Source organism: Sorangium aterium (assembly GCF_028368935.1).
Lineage (GTDB): Bacteria > Myxococcota_A > Polyangia > Polyangiales > Polyangiaceae > Sorangium > Sorangium atrum.
This window is the reverse complement of the sequence record NZ_JAQNDK010000002.1, coordinates 2,128,222-2,147,359: the sequence shown is the minus strand read 5'-3', so window position 1 is coordinate 2,147,359 and position 19,138 is coordinate 2,128,222. Positions and strand designations below refer to the sequence as shown.

Below are 19,138 nucleotides of genomic sequence, written 5' to 3'. Positions count from 1 at the left end.
CAAACCGTGCATGCGGATTTCCCGCACACGGCTTACCGGTGGTCTCTCGGGCCGCTGCATTACGCAGCCTCCGGGTACTGGATGGTCCCGCGCAGGCGGTACAGCCCGTGGCCTTCGACGAAGAAGTCGCGCGTCCAACCCTCGGTCTCGCCCGCCCGCAGGTTGCGCCCCTTGCGCTTCACGAGGAAGCCACAGAGCCGCCGCCACACGTAGCTGTCGATCTGGTTGAACTTGTCCGCCGCATTCCCGGTGCGGAAGTAGTTGCCCCAGCCGCGCAGCACCGGGTTCAGGTCGCGGATCAGCACCCGCACGTCCTTCACGCCGTTCCTGGCTCGACCGGTCAGCTCCTTCACGCGCTGCCGCACCCGCCTCATACTGCGCTGAGAAGGCCAGCGCTGGAGAAAGTACACGCGCCGGCGTGACTGCTCCCAGATCGGCCCGCTCATGCGCTTGCGCAGGTGGCAGCCGAGGAAGTCGAAGCCCTCCTTGCCCCAGGAGAGATCCACCCGCCTCGTCTTGTCCGGGTGGAGCTCCAGACCGAGCCGCGCGAGCACCTCGCGCACGCGCTTCTCGGCCTGCTCGCACGCCGACCTCGTGCTGCACACGATCACGAAGTCGTCCGCGTAGCGCACCAGCGTGCCCAGGTGGGCACCGTGGCGCTCCCACGCCGCATCGAGCACGTGCAGGAAGATGTTCGACAAGAGCGGCGAGATCACGCCGCCCTGCGGTGTCCCAGAGAGCGTCGCTACTTCGCGCCCCTCGTCCATCACCCCGCACCGGAGCCACTGCCGCAGCAGCTTGAGTACCCGCCGATCCGAGACGCGTCGCTCGACCAGCTTCATCAGCTTGTCGTGGTCGATGCTGCCGAAGTAGTCGCGGATGTCCGCGTCCAGGACGTGGTTGCCTCCGCGAGCTCCCAGCTTGCGGAGGGTCTCCAGCGCCTCTGTCGCGCTGCGACGAGGCCGGAAGCCGTACGAGTTCGGACGAAAGTCCGCCTCGAAGATCGGCTCCAGCACAAGCTTCGCCGCCATCTGCACCACCCGGTCCCGGATCGTCGGGATGCCCTACGCATACTGCTTCTTCTCCTGCACGCGGGTTTGGGAATGTCTTCGCGGTCGCGGGCCGTAGCCGCAGGCCTTGGCCTCGTTCAGACGTTTGATCGTTGCCCGGTCGAGCTTGAACCACAAAGTGCGACCGAGGCCGCCCCCCTCGACGCTTTTCAGCCAGCCTTTTGCGACCCAGTAGCGCACGACGTGCTCGGTGACCTGAAAGCGCGCAGCGACGCCGTGGATGGAATACAGGCCGTCGGCGCGCTGGTCCGGCCGACGTACGGAGGGGGGCGGGAGGCCCGGGCGCCGCAGGCCGCGGCGCCAGCGGATCCAGCGGACAGACATCGCGCTCCACCGCGCGCTGCGTCCCGTGCGCAGGCCGCGACGGTTGAGCTCATCGGCGATCACCCAGTCGGGCTTCTGAGCAAAGACAAGCTCTTGGATAAGCTCGATCGCTTCGGGAGGCGTTGCCACAGCCATGTCCTTGCTGCGTCGCGGAACGGTGAAGTCGCTGACCACGCCCGTCTTCCAGAGCAGTTGCACGCGGGTCATGCGCGCAGGAACCTCGATGGGGCTCAAGGTCACTTGCTGGACGAGCATGCGGAGAAGATTCTTCCGCTCGGCGTGCGTGGTGGATGGCGCGTTCCAGACCTGAGTGAGGTCTCTGGTAAGCGACAAGATGCGGAGACGGTCCTCGTCGGTGATATTGACCTTTTCGCGTCGGCAGATCTCCTGGTGCTCTCGTTCCAACGCCTCGACCTCGCGAAGCTTTTCATTCCAATCGCGTTCAAGCGTGCGCGCGACGACGCGATTGTCCGGGTCGACTGCCTTATACCGACGCTCCGCCAGCCGCGCCTCATACCGCGCCCGCTCCAGTCGCAGCTTCCACTGGCGGTTCACCTCGCTTGACTGTCGCTCTGCTTCGCGGACGACAGCCAGACCAATTTCGATATCAGGCGGATGGGCCGCCTCCAGAAAGAGCCTCGCGACCGCCTCATCGATGGCCCGCGCCGAAACGGTCCAGCACACATGCCGACCGCCGGCATATGTGATCGGGGCTCGGCATTCATAGTGTGCGCGTCGCAGCGTGCCTTGATAATTCGTGGCCATGCGGTGACCACACTTGCCACACAACGCGAGGCCTTGGAGCAAGGCCGGTCCTTCACGAGCGGCCCCGTGCTGATCCGGCGATGTTTGATGGGTCCGGTTGTTATGCAGCTTTCGTTGGTTGGCCATGAATTCCTCCCATGGAATGTAGGCCGGATGGCGATCGCGAATGCATGTCTTCCATGCCTCTTGCGTCAGACGGGTCACGCGGCGGCGACGCAGTTGACCGTCAACAAGGGCGATGCGTTCCTCATGTCGACCAAAGACGTACGCACCGGCGTACGTCGGATTATGAAGCATGCGAAGGATCGTACTATGCCGCGGAGGCACCCAGCTTAGCTCGCGTGTCGCGATGCTGCGCGCCGGCATCTTGAGTCCACGGTCGGCGAAGTACCGCATCACAGCGTAGGCGCTCCCATCGAGGCGGAAGCGTTCGAAGACGAGGCGGACAGCACGCTGGATGTGCTCGTCCGGATCGAATCGGAAGCGGCACGCAGCTTCATCCCATTCATAGCCGGTTGCAGCGTGAAGAAAGAGCTCTCCGCGACGCGCCTTGCTGAGCTTTCCGCCGTGCAGTCGCAAGCGCATCCACATTTGCTCTGCCTCGCTCATCGTACCCTTAAGTCCAAGGAGCAGCCGATCGTTGGAATCGCGTGGAGTGTAGACGCTGTGCTCATCAGCGAGAATCACATCGGCGAAACCGCACAAGTCGAGCAGCCGGTACCAGTCCGCAGAGCAGCGGGCGAGCCGTGAGACTTCCAGCGCGAAAATGGCGCCGATGCGTCCGTGCGCTACATCATCGGCCAGCCGCTGGAAGCCGGTGCGCCACTGGGCGCTTGTGGCGCTCTGACCAACGTCCTCGTCGATCACGTCGATACGGTCGGCAGGCCAGCCAAGCGCGATCGCACGCTGTTGCAGCGCGTATTGCCGGGACGTAGACTCAGGATGCTCGTAGACTTGGCGGAGCGTGGACTGGCGCATGTAGACGATCGCACGACGCTCCAGATGCTGCGGCTGGATCTTGTCGCTCATGGCCGGCCTCGACGGGTGTGGGCTCGACGCGGAGGATCTTGAGGACGAGCGTGGCCCACGCGCCCAGCAGATCTCGCTGCATTGTTGCGGGGAGCGTCGACCACGGAGGGGTCTTCGGCCGATGCATGGGCGGGTTGGCTCGCTTTGGCGGATGCCACTGTCTGTGTATTGGGCTCCTCTCGGTGGAGGTCCAGGGCGGTCCTCACGGCGCGAGCGAGCTCAAGCAAACCGCGAGCATCCAGACGGACTTCGCGGCCGTGCCACCGCGGGGTCACCCCTGGACCAGCTCGATCGGTCCACTCGATGGGAAGCCGGATCGTCCAGCCCTGCGGATGCTCGGCGTCGACGTACCGCCGCCCATCCTGGCCTCGCACGGACGAGACCACAGGAAGCCGCTGTCCCTTCAGAGGGTGGATGGGCAGCGTGACGGTGACGTAGTCCGAAGGGGGTGCTGCACGTGGCGCAGTTTGTCGATGGTGTCGGGATGCCTAGCGGCCGCTTCTTTCCGTCAGCCTTCGGGATGTACCGGCGCAGCACCGCTGCTGGCCGGTACGAGCCTGCGCGCAACGCGACGCGGAGCTCTTCAAGGAAGCGCTCCACGCCGTGCTGCTCGATGTCGGCGAGCGTCTGAGCATCGACGCCCGCCGCACCGCGGTTCCGCTTCACCCGCTTCCACGCTTCCGCGAGGACGTCACACCTCGCGATGCGGTCATACAACGCGTGGAACCGGCGCCCCGGATGCCGCTTGGCCGCGACCCACAGCCGGCGTTGGAGTTGTCGCACTTGGTCCACGGGCTCGCGCCCGCGGGGGTGGTTGGGACCGGTCCTGCCGGCCATGCCCTCGCGCTTACCTCCTCGACCGACGCGACCACCGCAGGGGCCTCTCCCTCCGACCGCGTTGTTCGTCGCGGCCCTCGACGGTACTACGGCCCCCTCGGACTCCCGCTGCGCGGCGCTCGACTTCACCTTCGGCTTATACGAGCCACCTTGCCGCGACGACGGCAACGCAGACGGGTCTCCCGTGTTCCGCACCTCTCCTTGAACGCGTGCTGCGCCCTGTACCCCGGAGGGACCCGTCGCGCGTTCTGCTCCGGACTGCGGCGCGACGGACGTGGCCTTCGCCGTGGCATGCGCGGCTCGGCTCCCTCGTTGTTTCTCTGTCGAGGCGGCAGGCTTCACTTCATGTTGCGGCCCGCGTTCTTGCTCCCTCCGTGGAGGCTTTCGACGCCCCGCTCGGGCCGCGGGGTCTCCCCCGCCAACCTGGGGCCTGCTACCGGGCGCTCCGGCGCTTACCCGGACGGGACTCTCACCCGCTGGAGACGTGCAGCGTGAGACCGCTCCCTCGCCCCGCGGTCGGGGTCCAGGCTCGATCTCGTCACGACGCACCATGCGATGAGGCTACTACGAGAATTCGACCGTGCACTCCACGAGCCAGACAGGCCATGCTGCCGAGACCCGTAGAGCCTGCACGCTCGCGGCCTTTCCTGGGGCCGTGTCAGCGCGCTCCCCTGCCCTCGTCGAGGCTACGCGTCTCCGGAGCTCGGCAGCCCGGCCGGGGCCGGCGTGCGGGTCCTTCTCGCGGCGGCCGCGGCGGCGACGTTCTTCCGCATGAAGTCGACGACCGGCGCCAGCACGTCCATGACCTTCCGGTCGGTCTGCGCGTGCGCCTTGGCGATGCGGTAGGCGGCATAGAGCGACTCGCGGAAGAGCACGATCTCCGCGAGCGCGCGGCGCTCTCGCTGGGTCGCGAGCAGGGTGTGCTCGTGGATTCTGGACGCCGGCACGACCCGAGCCAGCGACTCCACCGAGCGCGCGAGGGTCGCCATCACCGGTCGATGGTTGCCATCACCGGTCGACGTTCGCCATGGCCGGTCGATGGCTGCGATGACCGGTCCATTGTCACCCAAGGACCGCTCGATGGTCGCCAAGGACCGCTCGATCGCGGCCCTGGCCAGTCGATGATCGCCAAGAACCGAGGTCGTCCCCGCGCACGCGGGGGTGAACCGGACAGCACCGTCGAGGCGCTCGAGGCGATGGGGTCGTCCCCGCGCACGCGGGGGTGAACCAGTCCTCTTCTGTGGCGTGCTCCGCCCACCGGAGGGAGGACAATTGAACCTGTCCTCGTTGCAGAGCGGAATCCGCAGGATCCGAGGTGGGGCGAGATGTGTGAAGCCCGCGGGGTCCGGCTCGTGTGGCCGGATACGTTCGCAAGCGCGCTGGATGAGCGGAATGGGTCCAGCCGCTGACGACCTCTCACGGCTCGACCTGGTAGACGCCTCCGACGCCGCTAGATCCGGGGTGCCGCGCGCCACGAACGCGACGCTGGCAGCGCCGCGATGTCTGATAGATTGCGCCAGTGATCAGCGACTCCATCGAGCTCCACGCCGGGCCGTTCACGCCTTCGGACCTGCGCGTCGTCTCGTTCCGCGGGCGTGAGGCGCTCTCCGAGCTGTTCTCGTTCCAGCTCGTGGTGCAGGCCGCCCCCGAGCTCGAGGGTCGCGACGCCGAGCTGCTTGGCCGCCTCGCCTTATTCATCCTGCGCGACGGCCGCGGCGCCGAACGCCGCATTGAGGCGCTCGTCGACCAGGTGCGCGCAGACGCCACGTTCACCCCGCGAACCGGTCCTACCTGGCACCTCCGCCTCGTCCCCCCGCTCGCGCTGCTCAGGCGCCGAACCACGAGCCGCATCTTCCAGGACGAGACCGTGCCGCAGATCCTCCAGCACGTCCTCGCCGCCGCCTCCCTCCCTGTCGAGCTCCGCCTCTCGCGGACGTACGCGGTCCGGAGCTACTGCGTGCAGTACCGCGAGAGCGACCTCGCGTTCGTGCGGCGGCTCGCTGCCGAGGAAGGCATCGTCTTGTGCTTCGCGGACGCGCCGGCCGGCGTTCCAGGCAGCGTGGCCCGCGCGCCGGTGATCTTCCTCGACGACCCGGCGCACTACCCCGCGGCGTTCGACAACGGGCCGGGCGTCCTCGTCCTGCGTCCCGAGGAGGGGCTGACATCCACAGGGCTCGAGATCGTCGCCTTCGGCGTGCAGCGATCGCTCAAGCCCAGCTCCGTGCATCTCCGGGACTACGATTTCCGCCGGCCGAACCTGGTCCTGAGGGAGCGGGCCGGGAACGTGGCGAGCGGGCCGCCTGCGCTGGACGTGTACCAGCACCACGCCGACTACGACACTCCGGAGGTCACGCCAGACCGCGCGCGGGTTTTCCTGGAGCAAACCCAGCGCCGATCGGTCGAGGGCAGCGGCGAGAGCTGGGTCCGCGCGCTCGCTCCTGGACGCCGCTTCGAGCTCAGCGCCGAGGCCTCTCCCGGGATCGAGGGAGCCTACGCCGTGACCCGCGTCGTGCACGAGGGGCACACCCCCGAGCTGTCCGGGCGCCCCGCGGAGCGCACCTACCGCAACCGCTTCGAGTGCGTCCCAGCAACGGCGCTGCTCCGGCCGCGTGCGCCGGCGCGCAAGCCGAGGCAGGTCCTCGAGACCGCGGTGGTCACCGGGCCGGCAGGGCACGAGGTGCACACCGACGAGCATGCGCGCGTGAAGGTGCAGTTTCACTGGGACCTCGATGGACAGCGCAACGAGAAGAGCTGGTGCGGCGACTTCGTGAGCTGGGTATTCTGGAAGGCCTGGGTTTTGCGTGGCAGCGCAGAGGACAGGATCACGCGCGCAGAGCTCGGCAAATTTGTCAACCGAGAGGCCCTCAACGGCGAGTGGAAATCCGGACAGAACCTATCCATGGTCGAGGCCTATGCAAAGGGGCTCTCGCTGGATGAGTTCAAGATGAACCAAAACGCAAAAGGGACGCCCACCGGGCTCCTTATCTGGCATCCCCCCGGGGACGGGTACGCGCCGAAGCCGGGAGATATCTTCATGGCCAACCGCGAGGCCGGAGGTCATATCTCCATCGTCGCGTCCTGTGAATCTGAGCCGTTCTACGCTCCGTCTGACACTCAGAAAAAGCATCCGCATTACGGGTTCGTGACGCTGGATGGCAAGTCCTTCGACGGCAAAGAGGATGACACCGACGAGCCTGGCTGGAACGAGTCGATAGCGACGCTCAGCCAGGAAGAGGTCGCGAAGCTCAATCTCCGAGGAAGGTGGCAGGGGGTTGCCCAGAACAGGCGCAGGACCGACAAGAAGAAGGATCCGCTCCGGGGTTTCATCGACACTTCCAAGCTCCGTGAGGCACTCGGATATCGTTGAATGATATTGTACTGCGTCAGGATCCGGGGGAAGGGAGTCAAGCTCATGCGCTCATTCAGGCTCATGCTAGTCGTTCTGCTGGGTGCTGCAATGCTGGTTGGCACCCAGATCTCCTGCGGCTCCGGCGGGACTGCTCCACGTGCCCCTACGCCCGGCGGCGGCATCGCGCCAGGTGCCTCGGATGCAGCGGAGGCATCCGCCCGGCGGCCAGACATGTCGTTTTACAAGGTCGCGGATCTGCCCGCGCGCACGGCCAATCTCTGGCCCCTGGAGGGCGGGCAGATCCTGCTGGAGAGCAAGGGTACTTCCTTCACGTTGGTCCAGAATGACCGTCTTGGCACGACGGAAGAGATCGGTGGAGGATTGCCTCCGACAAGCTCAGATCCGGGAGGGACCGTGAGAACGATCCTCGGACGTTGGCCCGATGCAGTATGGTTGACCTGGCGCGCCGTCGATAGATGGAGTCGTCCTTATGACATGTACTACGATCGTGCATTCCGGCTTCGCGGCGACCGCTGGGAGCAGATCGATGAGGCGCCACACAACGAATACATCAACCATGTGTATCAAGGCCTGTGGGATCAAGGCAGAGGATGCCTGGTTGGTTTGCTCGCGGACGATGAGCGCGCCCAGAATGCTGGGGTCGCATACCAAAAGGTGCTGGATTGCAAGGGGCAGACATCGCCACGTCTCTCGTTCAAGGCGACGGAGCAAGAGGAGTACGGGGTTGCCGCCGCGCGGGGATGGTCCTCGGGAGACATGCTGGTGCTCGAGGTGCACGCAGAGATGAAGGAGGGCGAGCCGGTCCCGGCCCGCCTCGCCCTGTCCCGACCGGGATCGCCGAACCGGACGGAGGTGGTCCTCCCATTACCGCCCGAGATCCTGCGTAAAAAACGGAAGTTCGAGCTGTACTACAGCCATCTGCTCGGAAACACACCGACCGACGTTTACGTCGTCGGCAATCACGTGCTCGGCGAGGTGCCGCGGTACGGCCCTCCTCCTGGGGATATCTCATGGCTACCTCTGCTCCTCCGCTTCGACGGAACCTCCGTGGCGGAGATGCCTGCCCCGCCGGTCGAGATCATCCTGGATGCCGACCGCGGCGAGGATGGCACGCTGGTGATCGTCGGCACGCCGCCAGGCGATTCCAAGGCGCGCCAGGTGCAGGAGGTGTGGGCCCTCCCGCGAGGCGGCGCCTGGGTGCGGATACCGATGCCCGTCGATGCGGCGGTGAAGGCCGCGTACATCCCGGCGAGCGTCGCGGCGCGGTCGCTCTCGGACATCTGGGTCGTTGCCTTCCACGGGCAGCATGGGAAGGATCTCCGGGTCGCTCTCTTCCACTCTCACCGCTTGGCCGAAGCCGCGCCTGGCGCAAACACGACGCAACGGTAGCCGCCACGCGAGCGCACGGAGGAACGATGCGATCTCCGCCCCCGAAGCCAGGCAAACCCGCCGCGAAGCAAGGCGACAAGGTCATCGGCGTCGACACGCACCTGGTGATGGTGCCCTCGCCCGGCGGGCCTGTGCCGACGCCGACGCCGATGCCGTTCAGCGGGGATCTGTCCGGCGAGCTGAGCGCGGACGTCCTCGTCGAGGGCAAGCCGGCCGCGGTCCAGGGGAGCACCGCAGCGAATGCGCCCGCGCACCTGCCCACTGGAGGTGCCTTTCAGCGTCCTCCGTCGAACCAGGCTCGGATCCAGGCGGGCAGCAAGACGGTGCTCATCAACAACAAGCCGGCCGCGCACCTCGGCGATCCGGCGCTGACCTGCAACGACCCGGCCGACGCGCCGAACGGAAGGGTGCTCGCGTCCGGCACCGTGCTGGTCGGCGATTAGGGGCCAGGGGATGGCGGCAGCCACGAAGCCCGCATCGGGAGCGCAGGAAGCCAGCGGAGGGGTCTCGCTGGCGCGGTATGCGGCGGTTACGGCCGCGGTGACCGAGGGGTTCCCGCTCGCGGACGTGCTCGCAGTCGAGGGGCTGACGCCGCGTGCGTTCGCGCGGGCCGATCTCGCCTGGAAACAGCGGCTGGTCGGCGAGCCGGAGCTGCTCGCGGCGTACGAGCTGGAGCTGGCGCAGGCGGAGGACTGGCTGGAGCGATCGGTCGAGCCGCTCGCGGAGGACGCGACCGCCTGGGCGAGCTTCCTCGCTGCCTTCGAGGCGCATCCGGAACCGCTCGAGCTGCTGCACGGGAACGACCTGGGCATGAACGACGTCTCCCGGCTCCGCCGCTGCTGGGCGCGGCGCGCCGAGGAGGACGCGAAGCTCGGCGAGCTCATTGCGGAGCTTCGTGCAAAACCCGGGAAGCTTGGACCGCTCCGGGTCGGCTCCCGTGTGCTGAGGCCGTCGAGGATGGCCGACGCACGGAGAGCGGCGAACGCGCCCACAAACGATCCCGCCGCGGCGGTGATGCCCAGCGGGCCCGGTCTGGGCCTGGCCGAGTACGCGGCGCTGTGCGCGGAGCTCGCGGCGCTGCCCGAGCAGCGCGAAGGGGTGTTGCGGCGCCACGGCTTGGGGGACGAGGCGGCGCTCGCCGCGCTTCATCGGGGCTGGCGGGCGGTGCTGGGGCGCGATCCGGTGCTGGCGAAGGACTTCGAGCGGCTGGAGGCGCACCACGCGCACCGGCTGGAGATGCTCCTCGCCCGGGCGCAGGACGTCGCTGACGTCGAGGGCTCGATCGCGCCGCTCGCCGTCTCGTCTGCGCCGCCCGCGCCGTCTTCCGGAGCCGCGGCGCCCCCGAAGGCGCTGCAGGGCACCGGACCCCTGCTGGACGTGCCCCGAGCCGCGGTGGTGCCCTTCATGCCCGCGCAAGGCGAGATCGCGATCGTGAGGGCCGAACCAAAGCCTCCGCGCGCCGCGGAGTCGCTCACCGGCACGGCGCCGCTGCCCGACGTTCCACGGGGGGCGGCGCTGCCATTCCCGCGGTCCACCGTGTCGGCGGCGGTGAAGCCCCCGCCACCTGTGGTCGCGGAGACAGGGCCGCTCGTGGACGTCCCCCGCGGCCCAGCTCTGCCGTTCGCGCCCGGGGCATCGGCGGCTCCTCGGCCACCCGCGCCGACAGCCCAGCCGCAGCGGCCACGGGCGCCCCGGGAGGTCGCGGAGACGTCACCGGTGCAGGCGCTCCCGCGAGCCCAGGCCATTCCCTTTGCCGCGACGGCTCCGGCGAGGCCTGCCGGAGCGCCGGCCTCATCGAAACGGGCTCCACAGGCTCCGGCTCAGCTCGGAGAGACGTCCCTGAGCCTCGAGATCCCCCGTGAGCTGTTGAGGCAAACCGCGAGCGCGCAAGCTGCGGTGACCGGAGCCACCTCCCAGATCTCCACGACGCCGCCGTCTCCCGCGCCGTCGAGCAATGCTGGCACGAGCGGTCCAGCGCCCCTCGCCGAGCCGATCGACATCGTCCTGCCGCTCGCCCAGTACGCCGCGCTCTGCGCCGAGCTGGCCTTGTTCCCTGACGCGGCCGAGGAGATCTTCCGGCGATACGGGCTGAGCTCCGCCGAGAAGCGGTCAGCTGTCGATACAGCCTGGAAGGAGCGGCTCCGCGAGCGACCGACGGAGTACGCACGATGGCAGGAGATGTTCCGCCAGTGCCATGCGCACTTCGCGAAGCGCGGTAGGCCTGCGGGGTAATCCACATCGATCTCGCCATCGGGCTCGCCCGCTGCTCCGCGACACGGAGCCGCTCAGCGCGCCGGCGCGAGCCCCTCATGGGCCTCCGCCACCTCCTCGTCGCCTGCCTTCGCCGCCGCCGCGTCGTGGTCCGCTGCCGCCGCCCCGCCGTCATCCGCTGCTGCCGCCTCGTTTTCATCGCCCGCTGCCGCAGCGAGCGCCGTCTCCTCGGTCGACGGCGCCGCGCCGGTCGGCGGCGGCGAGAGCGTGGTTCCCTTCTCGGTCAGCTGCACGCGGAACCGGAGCAGGAACGACAGCCCCAGCACGCCCGCCACGCCGGGGAGGTCCTCCACGATCGCGAGCTTCACGCTCGGGGCGGAGGCGCCTTCCACCTCCAGCCGGCCGGCGACGGCGAGCTTCGCCTCCTGAAGGCCGCTCGGCGTCCACACCCACAGCACACGCGGCCCGGCGGAAAGGCCGATCCGGTCCGCGAACGCCCTCTGTACAAGCACGTGGCTCACCATCGTATCGACGACGAAGACGCCCTTTTCCTTGCCGTCGATCGCTGCTTCGCCTCGAGCCAGGCGGTCCTCCCCGAGCGGCAAGAGCGCCTGTCCGGTGACGGCGAGATGCTGGCATTCGGCCGAGGTGGCGAGCTGGCTCGCCACCTCCGTCACGGTGAAGCCAGACCACTCCGCGAGCCGCGTCCCTTGATCGGCATTGTAATGGAGGCGCTGGACGAGCGGCGCGATGCTGTCGCACGGGCGGCGGAGATCCTGATAGACGCGCGCCAGGTGGATGGGCGCCCCCCGCTGGTGCGGGCGGAGCGCGATGCATTGCTCGTAGTCGGCGGCCGCCTCCTCGAGCTTCCCCTGGCGTTCCCGCGACTCGGCGCGCCCGCAAAAGGCGTCCCCGTCGGCCGGGTTCTGCTCGAGCAGCCGCGTCGCCGCGCGCTCCGCCCCGGAGTACTCTCCGCGGCGGTTGTGGGCGGCGCGGATCTTCCAGAGCACCCTGGGCTCGTGGCCGCACGCCGCGAGGAACGCCTCGCTGCGCTCGATCACCTCGCGATCGCGATTGGCGCGACGGAGGAGCTCGGCCAGCGTGAGCATCAGGTCCTCCTCACAGGGGTTCGCCTCCAGCGCGCGCTCGGTCGCGGCGAGGCCCTCCGGCGGCATCCGCACGGCCGCGGCAGCGTGGATGTACGCCGCCGCGACGCCGCCCACCGCCGCGAGCAAGACCGCCGCGACGCCCGCGCTCCTGAGCGCGCGACCGCGCCGGATCGCACGCTCGCAGCCAGGGCAGGCGACCCCGTGAGAAGCGGAGAAGGAGACGCACACGTGGCAGACGGGAGCGCCGCAGCGCGCGCACTCCTCCGTCGAGGGGGCGAGAGCATGAAAGCGGCAGCGCGGGCCTTCCTCGATACGAGTGCGATACGTCACCCTCATAGGCTAGCAGCGCTGAGGGAAGTCGGACGGGGAAGCGAACCGCCATGATGCATAGACGCCTACAGCACCCAGCTGCCGACGCCGCGGAGCGACACCAGCGCGCCGACCGGCGGCGACCTGTACGCGACCCCGACGCCATCCACCGAGAAATCATTGCGCCGGAGAGGCACCAGCGCGGCGGCGCCGACGTCGAAGCCGAGCGGACCTGCCAGGCTCGCCAGCGACAGCTCGAACGGTATCGCCAGCCACGTCTTCTCGACGGCGTCGTTCCGCGTGAAGCCGCTCGCCGCCGCCTTCAGCCGGCCAGCGTGAACGCCGGAGCACACGTCGAAGCGCAGCACCCCAACGCCCGCGGCCGCGAAGCAAGCGCGCACGACGCCGCCGAACATCGTCTCGCGGAGCTCGCCCGGCCCGAGCTCCAGCGTCTGCGGGACGAGCCAGAGCGCGCCGATCGCCGCTCGAAATCGCGCACCGCCGATGCCGAGCTCCGTGGAGAGCGCGGGCGCGAAGGGACGCACCACGCCGAACAGGCCGGCAGCGCCCGCCGCCAGCGTGAGCCGCGTGGCGCCACGTTCGGACGTCGGCGCCTCGCGCTCGCCGCCGCCGGCGCCCGCTGGCGCGGGCCGCGCGACAAGCGGCCGCTCCGCCGAGGCGCTGGGCGAAGGCGCTGGAGGCGCAGGCGGCGGCGCGTCGCGCGCCACGACCCCAGGCCCCTGCGGGGACGACGCCTGCCCGTCGGAGTCGAGCAGCAGCGCGAGCGTCACCGCCGTCGCCTGCTCGAGCCCGGCGCAGCTGCGGCTGCGATCGCGCAGCTCGCGCGCGCCGCTCCCGCTGCGGATGGACGCGCGGAAGCCGTCGGCCTCCCGGGTGAACTCGACGACGTAGGAGCCGCTCGCACCCGTCTCCGGCCGACCGCGCAGCTGCTCGACGCGCTCGATGAGGCGCGCCGCGTCCGGGCAGCTCTCGGCGCCAGCGCCGCGCGTCACGCTCAGGAACGGCTCGGTCTGCGCCGTGGCGGTCCCCGAAGCCGCCAGCATCGCGCCAAGAACCACGGGAAAAGCGCGACGCCTCCGCATCGGGACGACGCGAGGGTAACCGCCGCGCGGAGCACGCGCATTTTTTTGTGATCGTCTCGGGCCGGCAGCCCCACTAGGGGACCGAGTGGTATCGTCCCTGCACAATTCCGCGCTCGATCTTGCGGCGTATGCTCGTCTCGTTCGCTGACAGGTCACCGGGACGTTACGGCATGAGCACACCGGACCCCGAGTTTCGAGCCCTCTACGACGCGCACTTCAACTTCGTCTGGTGCTCGCTCAGGCGCCTCGGGGTGCGCGAGGCGGACGTGCTCGACCTGGCGCAGAAGGTGTTCTTGACCGCGCACTTCAAGCTCCCCGAGTTCGAGGGTCGCTCGCTCGTCACGACATGGCTCTTCGCCATCTGTCAGCGTGTTGCGAGCGACTACCGGCGCTCCGCGCGGTTCCGGCGCGAGGTCACGACGGACGCCGCGGAGATGGACCTCTACGGCGGCGCGTCCGAGGAGCTCGCGCTGAGCGCGGAGTCGCGGCAGCGCGCGCAGGCGGCGGAGGCCATCTTGAACAAGCTGCCGGAGCCGCAGCGCCTCGTGTTCGTCCTGTTCGAGCTCGAGGAGAAGTCGGGCCAGGAGATCGCGGATCTGCTGGGCATTTCCGTGGGCACCGTGCGCTCGCGCCTTCGTCTGGCGCGCGAGACCTTCTCGCGCGAGGTCAAGCGCCTCGCGCTGGCACAGGACACGAGCCGAAAGGAGGCCGTGTGATGGGGGATCCCGAACGGCTGCTGAGCGTCAAGAGCGGAGCGGACTCGCTCGAGCGGGAGCTCCTGGGGAGCGTGCGCCACGTGGGTCCGCCCGAGGGCGCGAAGGAGCGCGCATGGCGCGGCATCGCGGGCCAGCTGGCGGCGGGGACGGCCGTCGGGGCCACGGCCGGCGCCAGCGCCGCCGCTGCCACGAAGGCTGGAGTCGGTTCGCTGCTGCCCTCGGCGCTCTCGGTCAAGGCAGCGGCGGTGCTCGTGGGCGGCGGCCTGGTGCTCGGCGTGGGGTACTGGGCCCTCTCCTCCCCGGACGAGGCGCCTGCGCCGCCCCGCGCGGCGGCCCCGGAGCACGCGCCCGCGGAGGTGCCGCAGGCCCCTGTGGCGCCTCTGCGTCTGGAGGAGCCCAAGGCACTTCCGGAGCCGCCGCTCAACGGTCCCACCGCGGGAGAGTCGACCCGGAGGCCGAGCGGACCGAAGCCGACGGAGACCGATCTTCTGCGCGCGGAGAGCGCGCTGCTCACGGAAGCGCGCGCCAAGCTGCGCTCCGGAGACGTGGCGGGAGCCACGGCGCTCCTCGAGCGCCTGCGCGCGCAGTTCCCGAACGGCGTGCTCCGGCAGGAGCGCGAGGTGCTGGCCATCGACGTGCTGGCCGCGCGCGGCAACACGCAGGAGGCGAAGCGGCGCGCTCAGGCGTTCGTCAAGCAGTATCCCAAGAGCCCCCACAGCGCGAAGCTAAGGCGGCTCCTGGATCAGCCGTGAAGCGCTGGTCGGCCGCTCTCATCATGGCGTTCGGCTGCCTTGCGGCCTCCGGGTGTGATGCGGAGATCACGTCGGTCGGGGCCTGGGCTCCTGTCGTGTCCGGATCTTCTTATCTCGAGGCGGAGCTCGGAGAGCTGAGCGGCGGCTTCACCGTGGGTGAAGACAGCCGCGCTTCCGAGGGCCGCTTCATCGCCCCCCCGGCCGGGGTGCCCTCGGACGACGCGCCGGGGCTCGCGCGAGCGCGCTACCGCTTCGAGGCGCCGAGCGGGGCAGAGTACCTGATCTGGGGGCGGATCCACGCTCCGGGCGCCATCAACAACCGCTTCTGGTTCCAGGTGGACAGCGGCCCCTGGTACCTCTGGCGCATCAGCGTCGGCGACATCTGGTTCTGGGACGATCTCCACGACAACACGAGCTATGGCGAGCCGCTCCGCTTCCCCCTCTCGGCCGGAGCTCACGAGCTCGTCCTCGCGAACGCCGTCGAGGGCGTCCAGCTGGATCGGCTGTACTTCACGCCGGACGGCGACGAGCCTCCGGGCAACGACACGCCCTGCGATCCGCCGCATTCGATCGAGGTCGGCGGGAAATGCCTCCCGAGCTGCGGCGCCTTGAAGGGAACCGCGTGCGGCGACGTCCCGTGCGCCGGGCGCGAACTGCTCGAAGCCTACGATTGCGCGGTGTGCTGCAGCATCGAAGGACCGTGAGCCGGCGGCGCTCCCGCCATCGGGTCGGAGCCCGGTGACCGTAGACCCACCTCTTCGTACCAATCGACGCGTCTCCACGCTTCGACGACGAAAAAGGTGATCGCGCCCGAGCGGGTCTCCCACCGAGGCTGAGTAGCCAGCTGCCCCGAGCGGAGTCCTGAATGACTACATCATCGATTGAACAATTCAAGTCCCACGGAAGCGTGGGCCTGCTCGCCGTGGCGCTCGCGCTGTCGGCGTGCATCGGCAACCTGGGCAGCGATGACGGCCAATCGCCCGCGGAGGGCACAAACGGCACGAGCGGCAGCTCGAGCAGCGGAGGTTCGGGCTCGGGGTCGGCGGGTCCCGGCGAGCCATTGAGGTGCGATACGAGCACCGTCGATCCTGGGCCTTCGCCGATGCGGCTGCTCTCGCGGGAGCAGTACCTGAACACAGTGCGCGACCTCGTCGGCGACGTGCCCGGCCTCGATGCGGCGCTCGGCCCAGCCATCGAGGCGTCGGCGTTCGGCCTCTTGCAGCCGGACGTGACGCAGGTCGAGCTCGAGCATTTCCAGGCCGCGGCAGACGCCATCGCCGCGGTGGTCGTCGGCAATCCGACGGCGCTCGACGAGATCGCGCCTTGCGAGGCCGGAGCCGAGCCGAGCGAATGCGCGCGCCAGCTGGTCGTGGGCTTCGGCGCCCGCGCCTACCGCGCGCCGATCACGGACGCGGCGGACATCGAGCGACACCTGCAGCTCTTCGACGTGGGCGCGGAGACGAGCTACGAGCACGGGATCGAGCTCCTGCTCCGCGGCATGCTGCAATCGCCGCGCTTCCTGTACCGCGTCGAGATCGGCACCTCGGAGAAGGTGAGCGATCGCGCCGTGAAGCTCTCTCCGTACGAGGTGGCCGCCCGCCTCTCGTACATGCTGTGGGGCACCCTGCCGGACGCCCGGCTGAACGAGGCCATCGAAGACGGCAGCCTGACCACGAAGGAGGGCGTCGCCGCGCAGCTCGGCTGGATGCTCGAGGACGAGCGCGGCCAGAAGCTGGTCCATCGCTTCCTCGGCAGCTGGACGCACATGAACGGCCTGAACAGCGTGGTGAAGGACGCGGACGCCTTCCCCGAGTGGCAATCACGGTCGTTCCGCGAGTCGCTGCGCGGGCAGGCCGACGCCTTCTTCGACCACGTGCTCGACGACGAGGGAGGCAAGCTGAGCGCGCTCCTCACGTCGACGACGGTCTTCTACAACAAGGATCTCGGCGGGTACTACGGCGTCACCGGCGACGACTCCTTCCAGGCCCTGAAGCGCACGGACGGCACCGCCTCGGGCATCCTGACGCTCCCGGCCCTGCTCGCCATCCAGGCGAAGCCCGCAGAGAGCTCGCCCATCTACCGAGGGAAGTTCGTGCGCGAGGCGCTGCTCTGCCAGCAGCTGCCGGCCCCGCCGGCGAACATTCCCAAGCCGCCCGAGGTCGACCCGAACAGCTCGACCCGAGAGCGGCTGTCGCAGCACGAGGCGGACCCGAGCTGCGTCGGCTGCCACCAGCTGCTCGATCCGATCGGCTTCGGCTTCGAGCACTACGACGCGCTCGGCCGCTACCGCGAGCTCGACGGCGGCGAGCCGGTCGACGCGAGCGGCAAGGTCATCGCCACCCGCGACATCAACGGCGATTTCGAGGGTGTGACGGAGCTCGGCGCAAAGCTCGCGGGCAGCGCCGAGGTGGAGGAGTGCGTGGCGCGCCAGTGGTTCCGCTTCGCGATCGCCCGCTTCGAACAGGACATGGATGGTTGCTCGATGGAGAGCTTGCTCGAGACCTTCAAGGCTGCCGGCCAGGACCTGAACGCGCTTCCCCGCGCGGTCGTGGGGACGGACGCCTTCCTTTACCGCCGCCCGATCGACGCGCACACGAAGGAGATGCCATGAACCGAAGAGGCCCGATCGATCTCCGCACCCAGATCAGCCGCCGCAAGCTGCTGGGCGGGCTCGGCGCCCTGACCGTCGCGCTCACGAGCCCCGTCTGGCGGAGCGCCACGGTGTTTGGACAGGACGCCAAGCAGCCGGGCGCCAAACGCTTCATCGGCATCTTCTCGGCGAACGGCACGGTGCCGTCGGCGTTCTTCCCATCGGGAGACGCGCACGAGGCGCCGCTCTCGCTCGGCCCGATCCTGGCGCCGCTCGAGGAGCACAAGCAGAGGATGCTGGTGCTCAAGGGCGTGCACATGAACTCGACGGTCGAGGACGAGCTCGGCGTCCCGAGCGAGAACAAGCCCGGCGGCCCGCACATGAAGGGCCCCGGCGCGATGCTCACGGGCGGCTCGCTGCTCGCCGGCAGCTTCACGGGCGCGGGCGGCCCTGCCGGCTGGGCGGATCGCATCTCCGTCGACCAGCACATCGCCAATCGCATCGGCGAGAGCAGCCAGTTCCCGTCGCTCGAGTTCGGCGTGCGCATCGAAGGGCAGGAGCCGCTCCGCGTCATCTCGTACCGCGGTCCGAACCAGCCAAACACGGCGGTCGACGATCCATTCCAGATGTACGCGCGCATCTTCGCCAACGCCGATCTCTCCGAGACGGAGCTGCAGCGGCTGATCGCCGAGCGCCAGAGCGTTCTGGACTTCCTGAAGGACGATATCGGACGCCTGAAGGCGCGCGTCAGCTCCGAGGACAAGGCGCGGCTCGAGGCGCACCTCGGCGGTATCCGCAACATCGAGCAGCGGCTGCAGAGCTCGGCGGTGTCGTGCACGCCGCTCGCGATGCCGGAGAAGTTCGACACGCGAGCGATGGAGAACTATCCGAAGGTCGGCCGGCTGCAGACCGATCTGATGCTGCTCGCGCACATCTGCGGCATGACCCGCGTCTCCACGTTCATGTGGGCCAACGCCGATAGCTGGCAGTACTATCCCTGGATCGGCGTGAACGAGGAGCACCACGAGCTCTCCCACGCCGGCGACAACGACGCGGTCGCGAACGAGAAGCTCGTGAAGATCAACGTCTGGCACAGCGAGCAGGTGAAATACATTCTCGATCAGCTGGCGCTCGCCAAGGAGGTGGACGGCAGCTCGGTGCTGGACAACACCCTGCTGCTCTGGGGCAACGAGCTGGGCGTCGGCAACACGCACACGTACAAGGACATCCCCTGGGTGCTCGCGGGCGGGGCGGGCGGCTACTTCAAGATGGGCCGTTACATGAAATACGCCGACCTGCCACACAACAACCTGCTCGTGTCGGTGTGCAACGCCATGGGCCTCGACGACGTGACCACCTTCGGCATTCCCGGCGTCTGCACCGGGCCGCTGCCGGGCCTCCTGGCCTGAGCCCCCTTTTCGCCTCGCATCCCCGGGCGCCGCGCACGCCGCGCACGCCGCGCACGCCGCGAGCGGCGCCTGGCACGTAGGCGCCCAGCGCCAGGATCCGGGTTGCCCCGGGCGGCTTCGGCCACTACGCTCCGACACATTTGGCTTGTGAGGAA

The 19,138-nt window shown here is 69.0% G+C and carries 15 protein-coding genes; 9 read left to right on the top strand and 6 right to left on the bottom strand.

The genetic code is table 11. The features are described 5' to 3' along the window. Positions 1-59: 59 nt before the first annotated feature. The 4 genes from ltrA to POL72_RS23025 all read right to left on the bottom strand — a co-directional run bounded on the left by ltrA (position 60) and on the right by POL72_RS23025 (position 5,014). Positions 60-1,052, bottom strand: a complete 993-nt coding sequence (gene ltrA / locus POL72_RS23035; protein WP_272097955.1) for a group II intron reverse transcriptase/maturase — start codon at positions 1,050-1,052, stop codon at positions 60-62. Between the two features lie 12 nt (positions 1,053-1,064). Next, the gene (locus tag POL72_RS23030; protein ID WP_272095864.1) at positions 1,065-3,188 is read right to left on the bottom strand and encodes a recombinase family protein; all 2,124 of its coding nucleotides are present in this window, start codon (positions 3,186-3,188) and stop codon (positions 1,065-1,067) included. After that, positions 3,185-3,604: a DUF5372 family protein gene (locus POL72_RS51825; protein ID WP_373372238.1), complete on the bottom strand. Its 420-nt coding sequence runs from the start codon at positions 3,602-3,604 to the stop codon at positions 3,185-3,187. Before POL72_RS51825 ends, POL72_RS23030 begins: the two co-directional genes overlap by 4 nt. Positions 3,605-4,711: 1,107 nt before the next feature. Then, positions 4,712-5,014, bottom strand: coding sequence for a hypothetical protein (locus POL72_RS23025; RefSeq protein WP_272097663.1), 303 nt, complete (start codon positions 5,012-5,014; stop codon positions 4,712-4,714). Between the two features lie 530 nt (positions 5,015-5,544). Here POL72_RS23025 and POL72_RS23020 point away from each other — a divergent pair. From POL72_RS23020 to POL72_RS23005, 4 genes are all read left to right on the top strand, one after another. After that, positions 5,545-7,392 (top strand): type VI secretion system Vgr family protein, encoded by a 1,848-nt coding sequence (locus POL72_RS23020; RefSeq protein ID WP_272097662.1) that lies wholly within the window; start codon positions 5,545-5,547, stop codon positions 7,390-7,392. A gap of 213 nt (positions 7,393-7,605) precedes the next feature. Continuing rightward, complete coding sequence (locus POL72_RS23015; protein ID WP_272097661.1) at positions 7,606-8,784, top strand: hypothetical protein; 1,179 nt, start codon at positions 7,606-7,608, stop codon at positions 8,782-8,784. Positions 8,785-8,810: 26 nt separating this feature from the next. Further along, the gene (locus tag POL72_RS23010) at positions 8,811-9,227 is read left to right on the top strand and encodes a PAAR domain-containing protein (protein WP_272097660.1); all 417 of its coding nucleotides are present in this window, start codon (positions 8,811-8,813) and stop codon (positions 9,225-9,227) included. 10 nt (positions 9,228-9,237) lie between these two features. Then, a complete protein-coding gene (locus tag POL72_RS23005; protein WP_272097659.1) occupies positions 9,238-11,016 on the top strand; it encodes a hypothetical protein in 1,779 nt (592 codons plus the stop codon). 53 nt (positions 11,017-11,069) lie between these two features. Here the strand turns inward: POL72_RS23005 and POL72_RS23000 are convergent, their stop codons facing one another. Together POL72_RS23000 and POL72_RS22995 are read right to left on the bottom strand one after the other, a co-directional pair. Continuing rightward, complete coding sequence (locus POL72_RS23000; RefSeq protein ID WP_272097658.1) at positions 11,070-12,434, bottom strand: aspartyl protease family protein; 1,365 nt, start codon at positions 12,432-12,434, stop codon at positions 11,070-11,072. Between the two features lie 65 nt (positions 12,435-12,499). Further along, complete coding sequence (locus POL72_RS22995) at positions 12,500-13,477, bottom strand: hypothetical protein (RefSeq protein ID WP_272097657.1); 978 nt, start codon at positions 13,475-13,477, stop codon at positions 12,500-12,502. Between the two features lie 209 nt (positions 13,478-13,686). Between POL72_RS22995 and POL72_RS22990 the strand changes: the two genes are divergently transcribed. The 5 genes from POL72_RS22990 to POL72_RS22970 all read left to right on the top strand — a co-directional run bounded on the left by POL72_RS22990 (position 13,687) and on the right by POL72_RS22970 (position 18,983). Then, positions 13,687-14,232: an RNA polymerase sigma factor gene (locus tag POL72_RS22990; RefSeq protein WP_272097656.1), complete on the top strand. Its 546-nt coding sequence runs from the start codon at positions 13,687-13,689 to the stop codon at positions 14,230-14,232. Continuing rightward, on the top strand, positions 14,232-14,984 hold the full coding sequence (locus POL72_RS22985) for a tetratricopeptide repeat protein (protein WP_272097655.1): 753 nt from the start codon (positions 14,232-14,234) through the stop codon (positions 14,982-14,984). The genes POL72_RS22990 and POL72_RS22985 overlap by 1 nt, the downstream gene beginning before the upstream one ends. Further along, a complete protein-coding gene (locus tag POL72_RS22980) occupies positions 14,981-15,688 on the top strand; it encodes a hypothetical protein (RefSeq protein WP_272097654.1) in 708 nt (235 codons plus the stop codon). The genes POL72_RS22985 and POL72_RS22980 overlap by 4 nt, the downstream gene beginning before the upstream one ends. A 161-nt stretch (positions 15,689-15,849) precedes the next feature. After that, positions 15,850-17,595: a DUF1592 domain-containing protein gene (locus POL72_RS22975; RefSeq protein WP_272097653.1), complete on the top strand. Its 1,746-nt coding sequence runs from the start codon at positions 15,850-15,852 to the stop codon at positions 17,593-17,595. Beyond that, positions 17,592-18,983 (top strand): DUF1552 domain-containing protein, encoded by a 1,392-nt coding sequence (locus tag POL72_RS22970; RefSeq protein WP_272097652.1) that lies wholly within the window; start codon positions 17,592-17,594, stop codon positions 18,981-18,983. The genes POL72_RS22975 and POL72_RS22970 overlap by 4 nt, the downstream gene beginning before the upstream one ends. Positions 18,984-19,138: the final 155 nt, after the last annotated feature.

Excerpts from the sequence above, each read along its gene's own strand:
- POL72_RS23030 (WP_272095864.1), bottom strand. The coding sequence starts at position 3,188 with ATGAGCGACAAGATCCAGCCGCAGCATCTGGAGCGTCGTGCGATCGTC.
- POL72_RS23025 (WP_272097663.1), bottom strand. The coding sequence starts at position 5,014 with ATGGCGACCCTCGCGCGCTCGGTGGAGTCGCTGGCTCGGGTCGTGCCG.
- POL72_RS23015 (WP_272097661.1), top strand. The coding sequence starts at position 7,606 with ATGTCGTTTTACAAGGTCGCGGATCTGCCCGCGCGCACGGCCAATCTC.
- POL72_RS23010 (WP_272097660.1), top strand. The coding sequence starts at position 8,811 with ATGCGATCTCCGCCCCCGAAGCCAGGCAAACCCGCCGCGAAGCAAGGC.
- POL72_RS23005 (WP_272097659.1), top strand. The coding sequence starts at position 9,238 with ATGGCGGCAGCCACGAAGCCCGCATCGGGAGCGCAGGAAGCCAGCGGA.
- POL72_RS22995 (WP_272097657.1), bottom strand. The coding sequence starts at position 13,477 with ATGCTGGCGGCTTCGGGGACCGCCACGGCGCAGACCGAGCCGTTCCTG.
- POL72_RS22990 (WP_272097656.1), top strand. The coding sequence starts at position 13,687 with ATGAGCACACCGGACCCCGAGTTTCGAGCCCTCTACGACGCGCACTTC.
- POL72_RS22985 (WP_272097655.1), top strand. The coding sequence starts at position 14,232 with ATGGGGGATCCCGAACGGCTGCTGAGCGTCAAGAGCGGAGCGGACTCG.
- POL72_RS22975 (WP_272097653.1), top strand. The coding sequence starts at position 15,850 with ATGACTACATCATCGATTGAACAATTCAAGTCCCACGGAAGCGTGGGC.
- POL72_RS22970 (WP_272097652.1), top strand. The coding sequence starts at position 17,592 with ATGAACCGAAGAGGCCCGATCGATCTCCGCACCCAGATCAGCCGCCGC.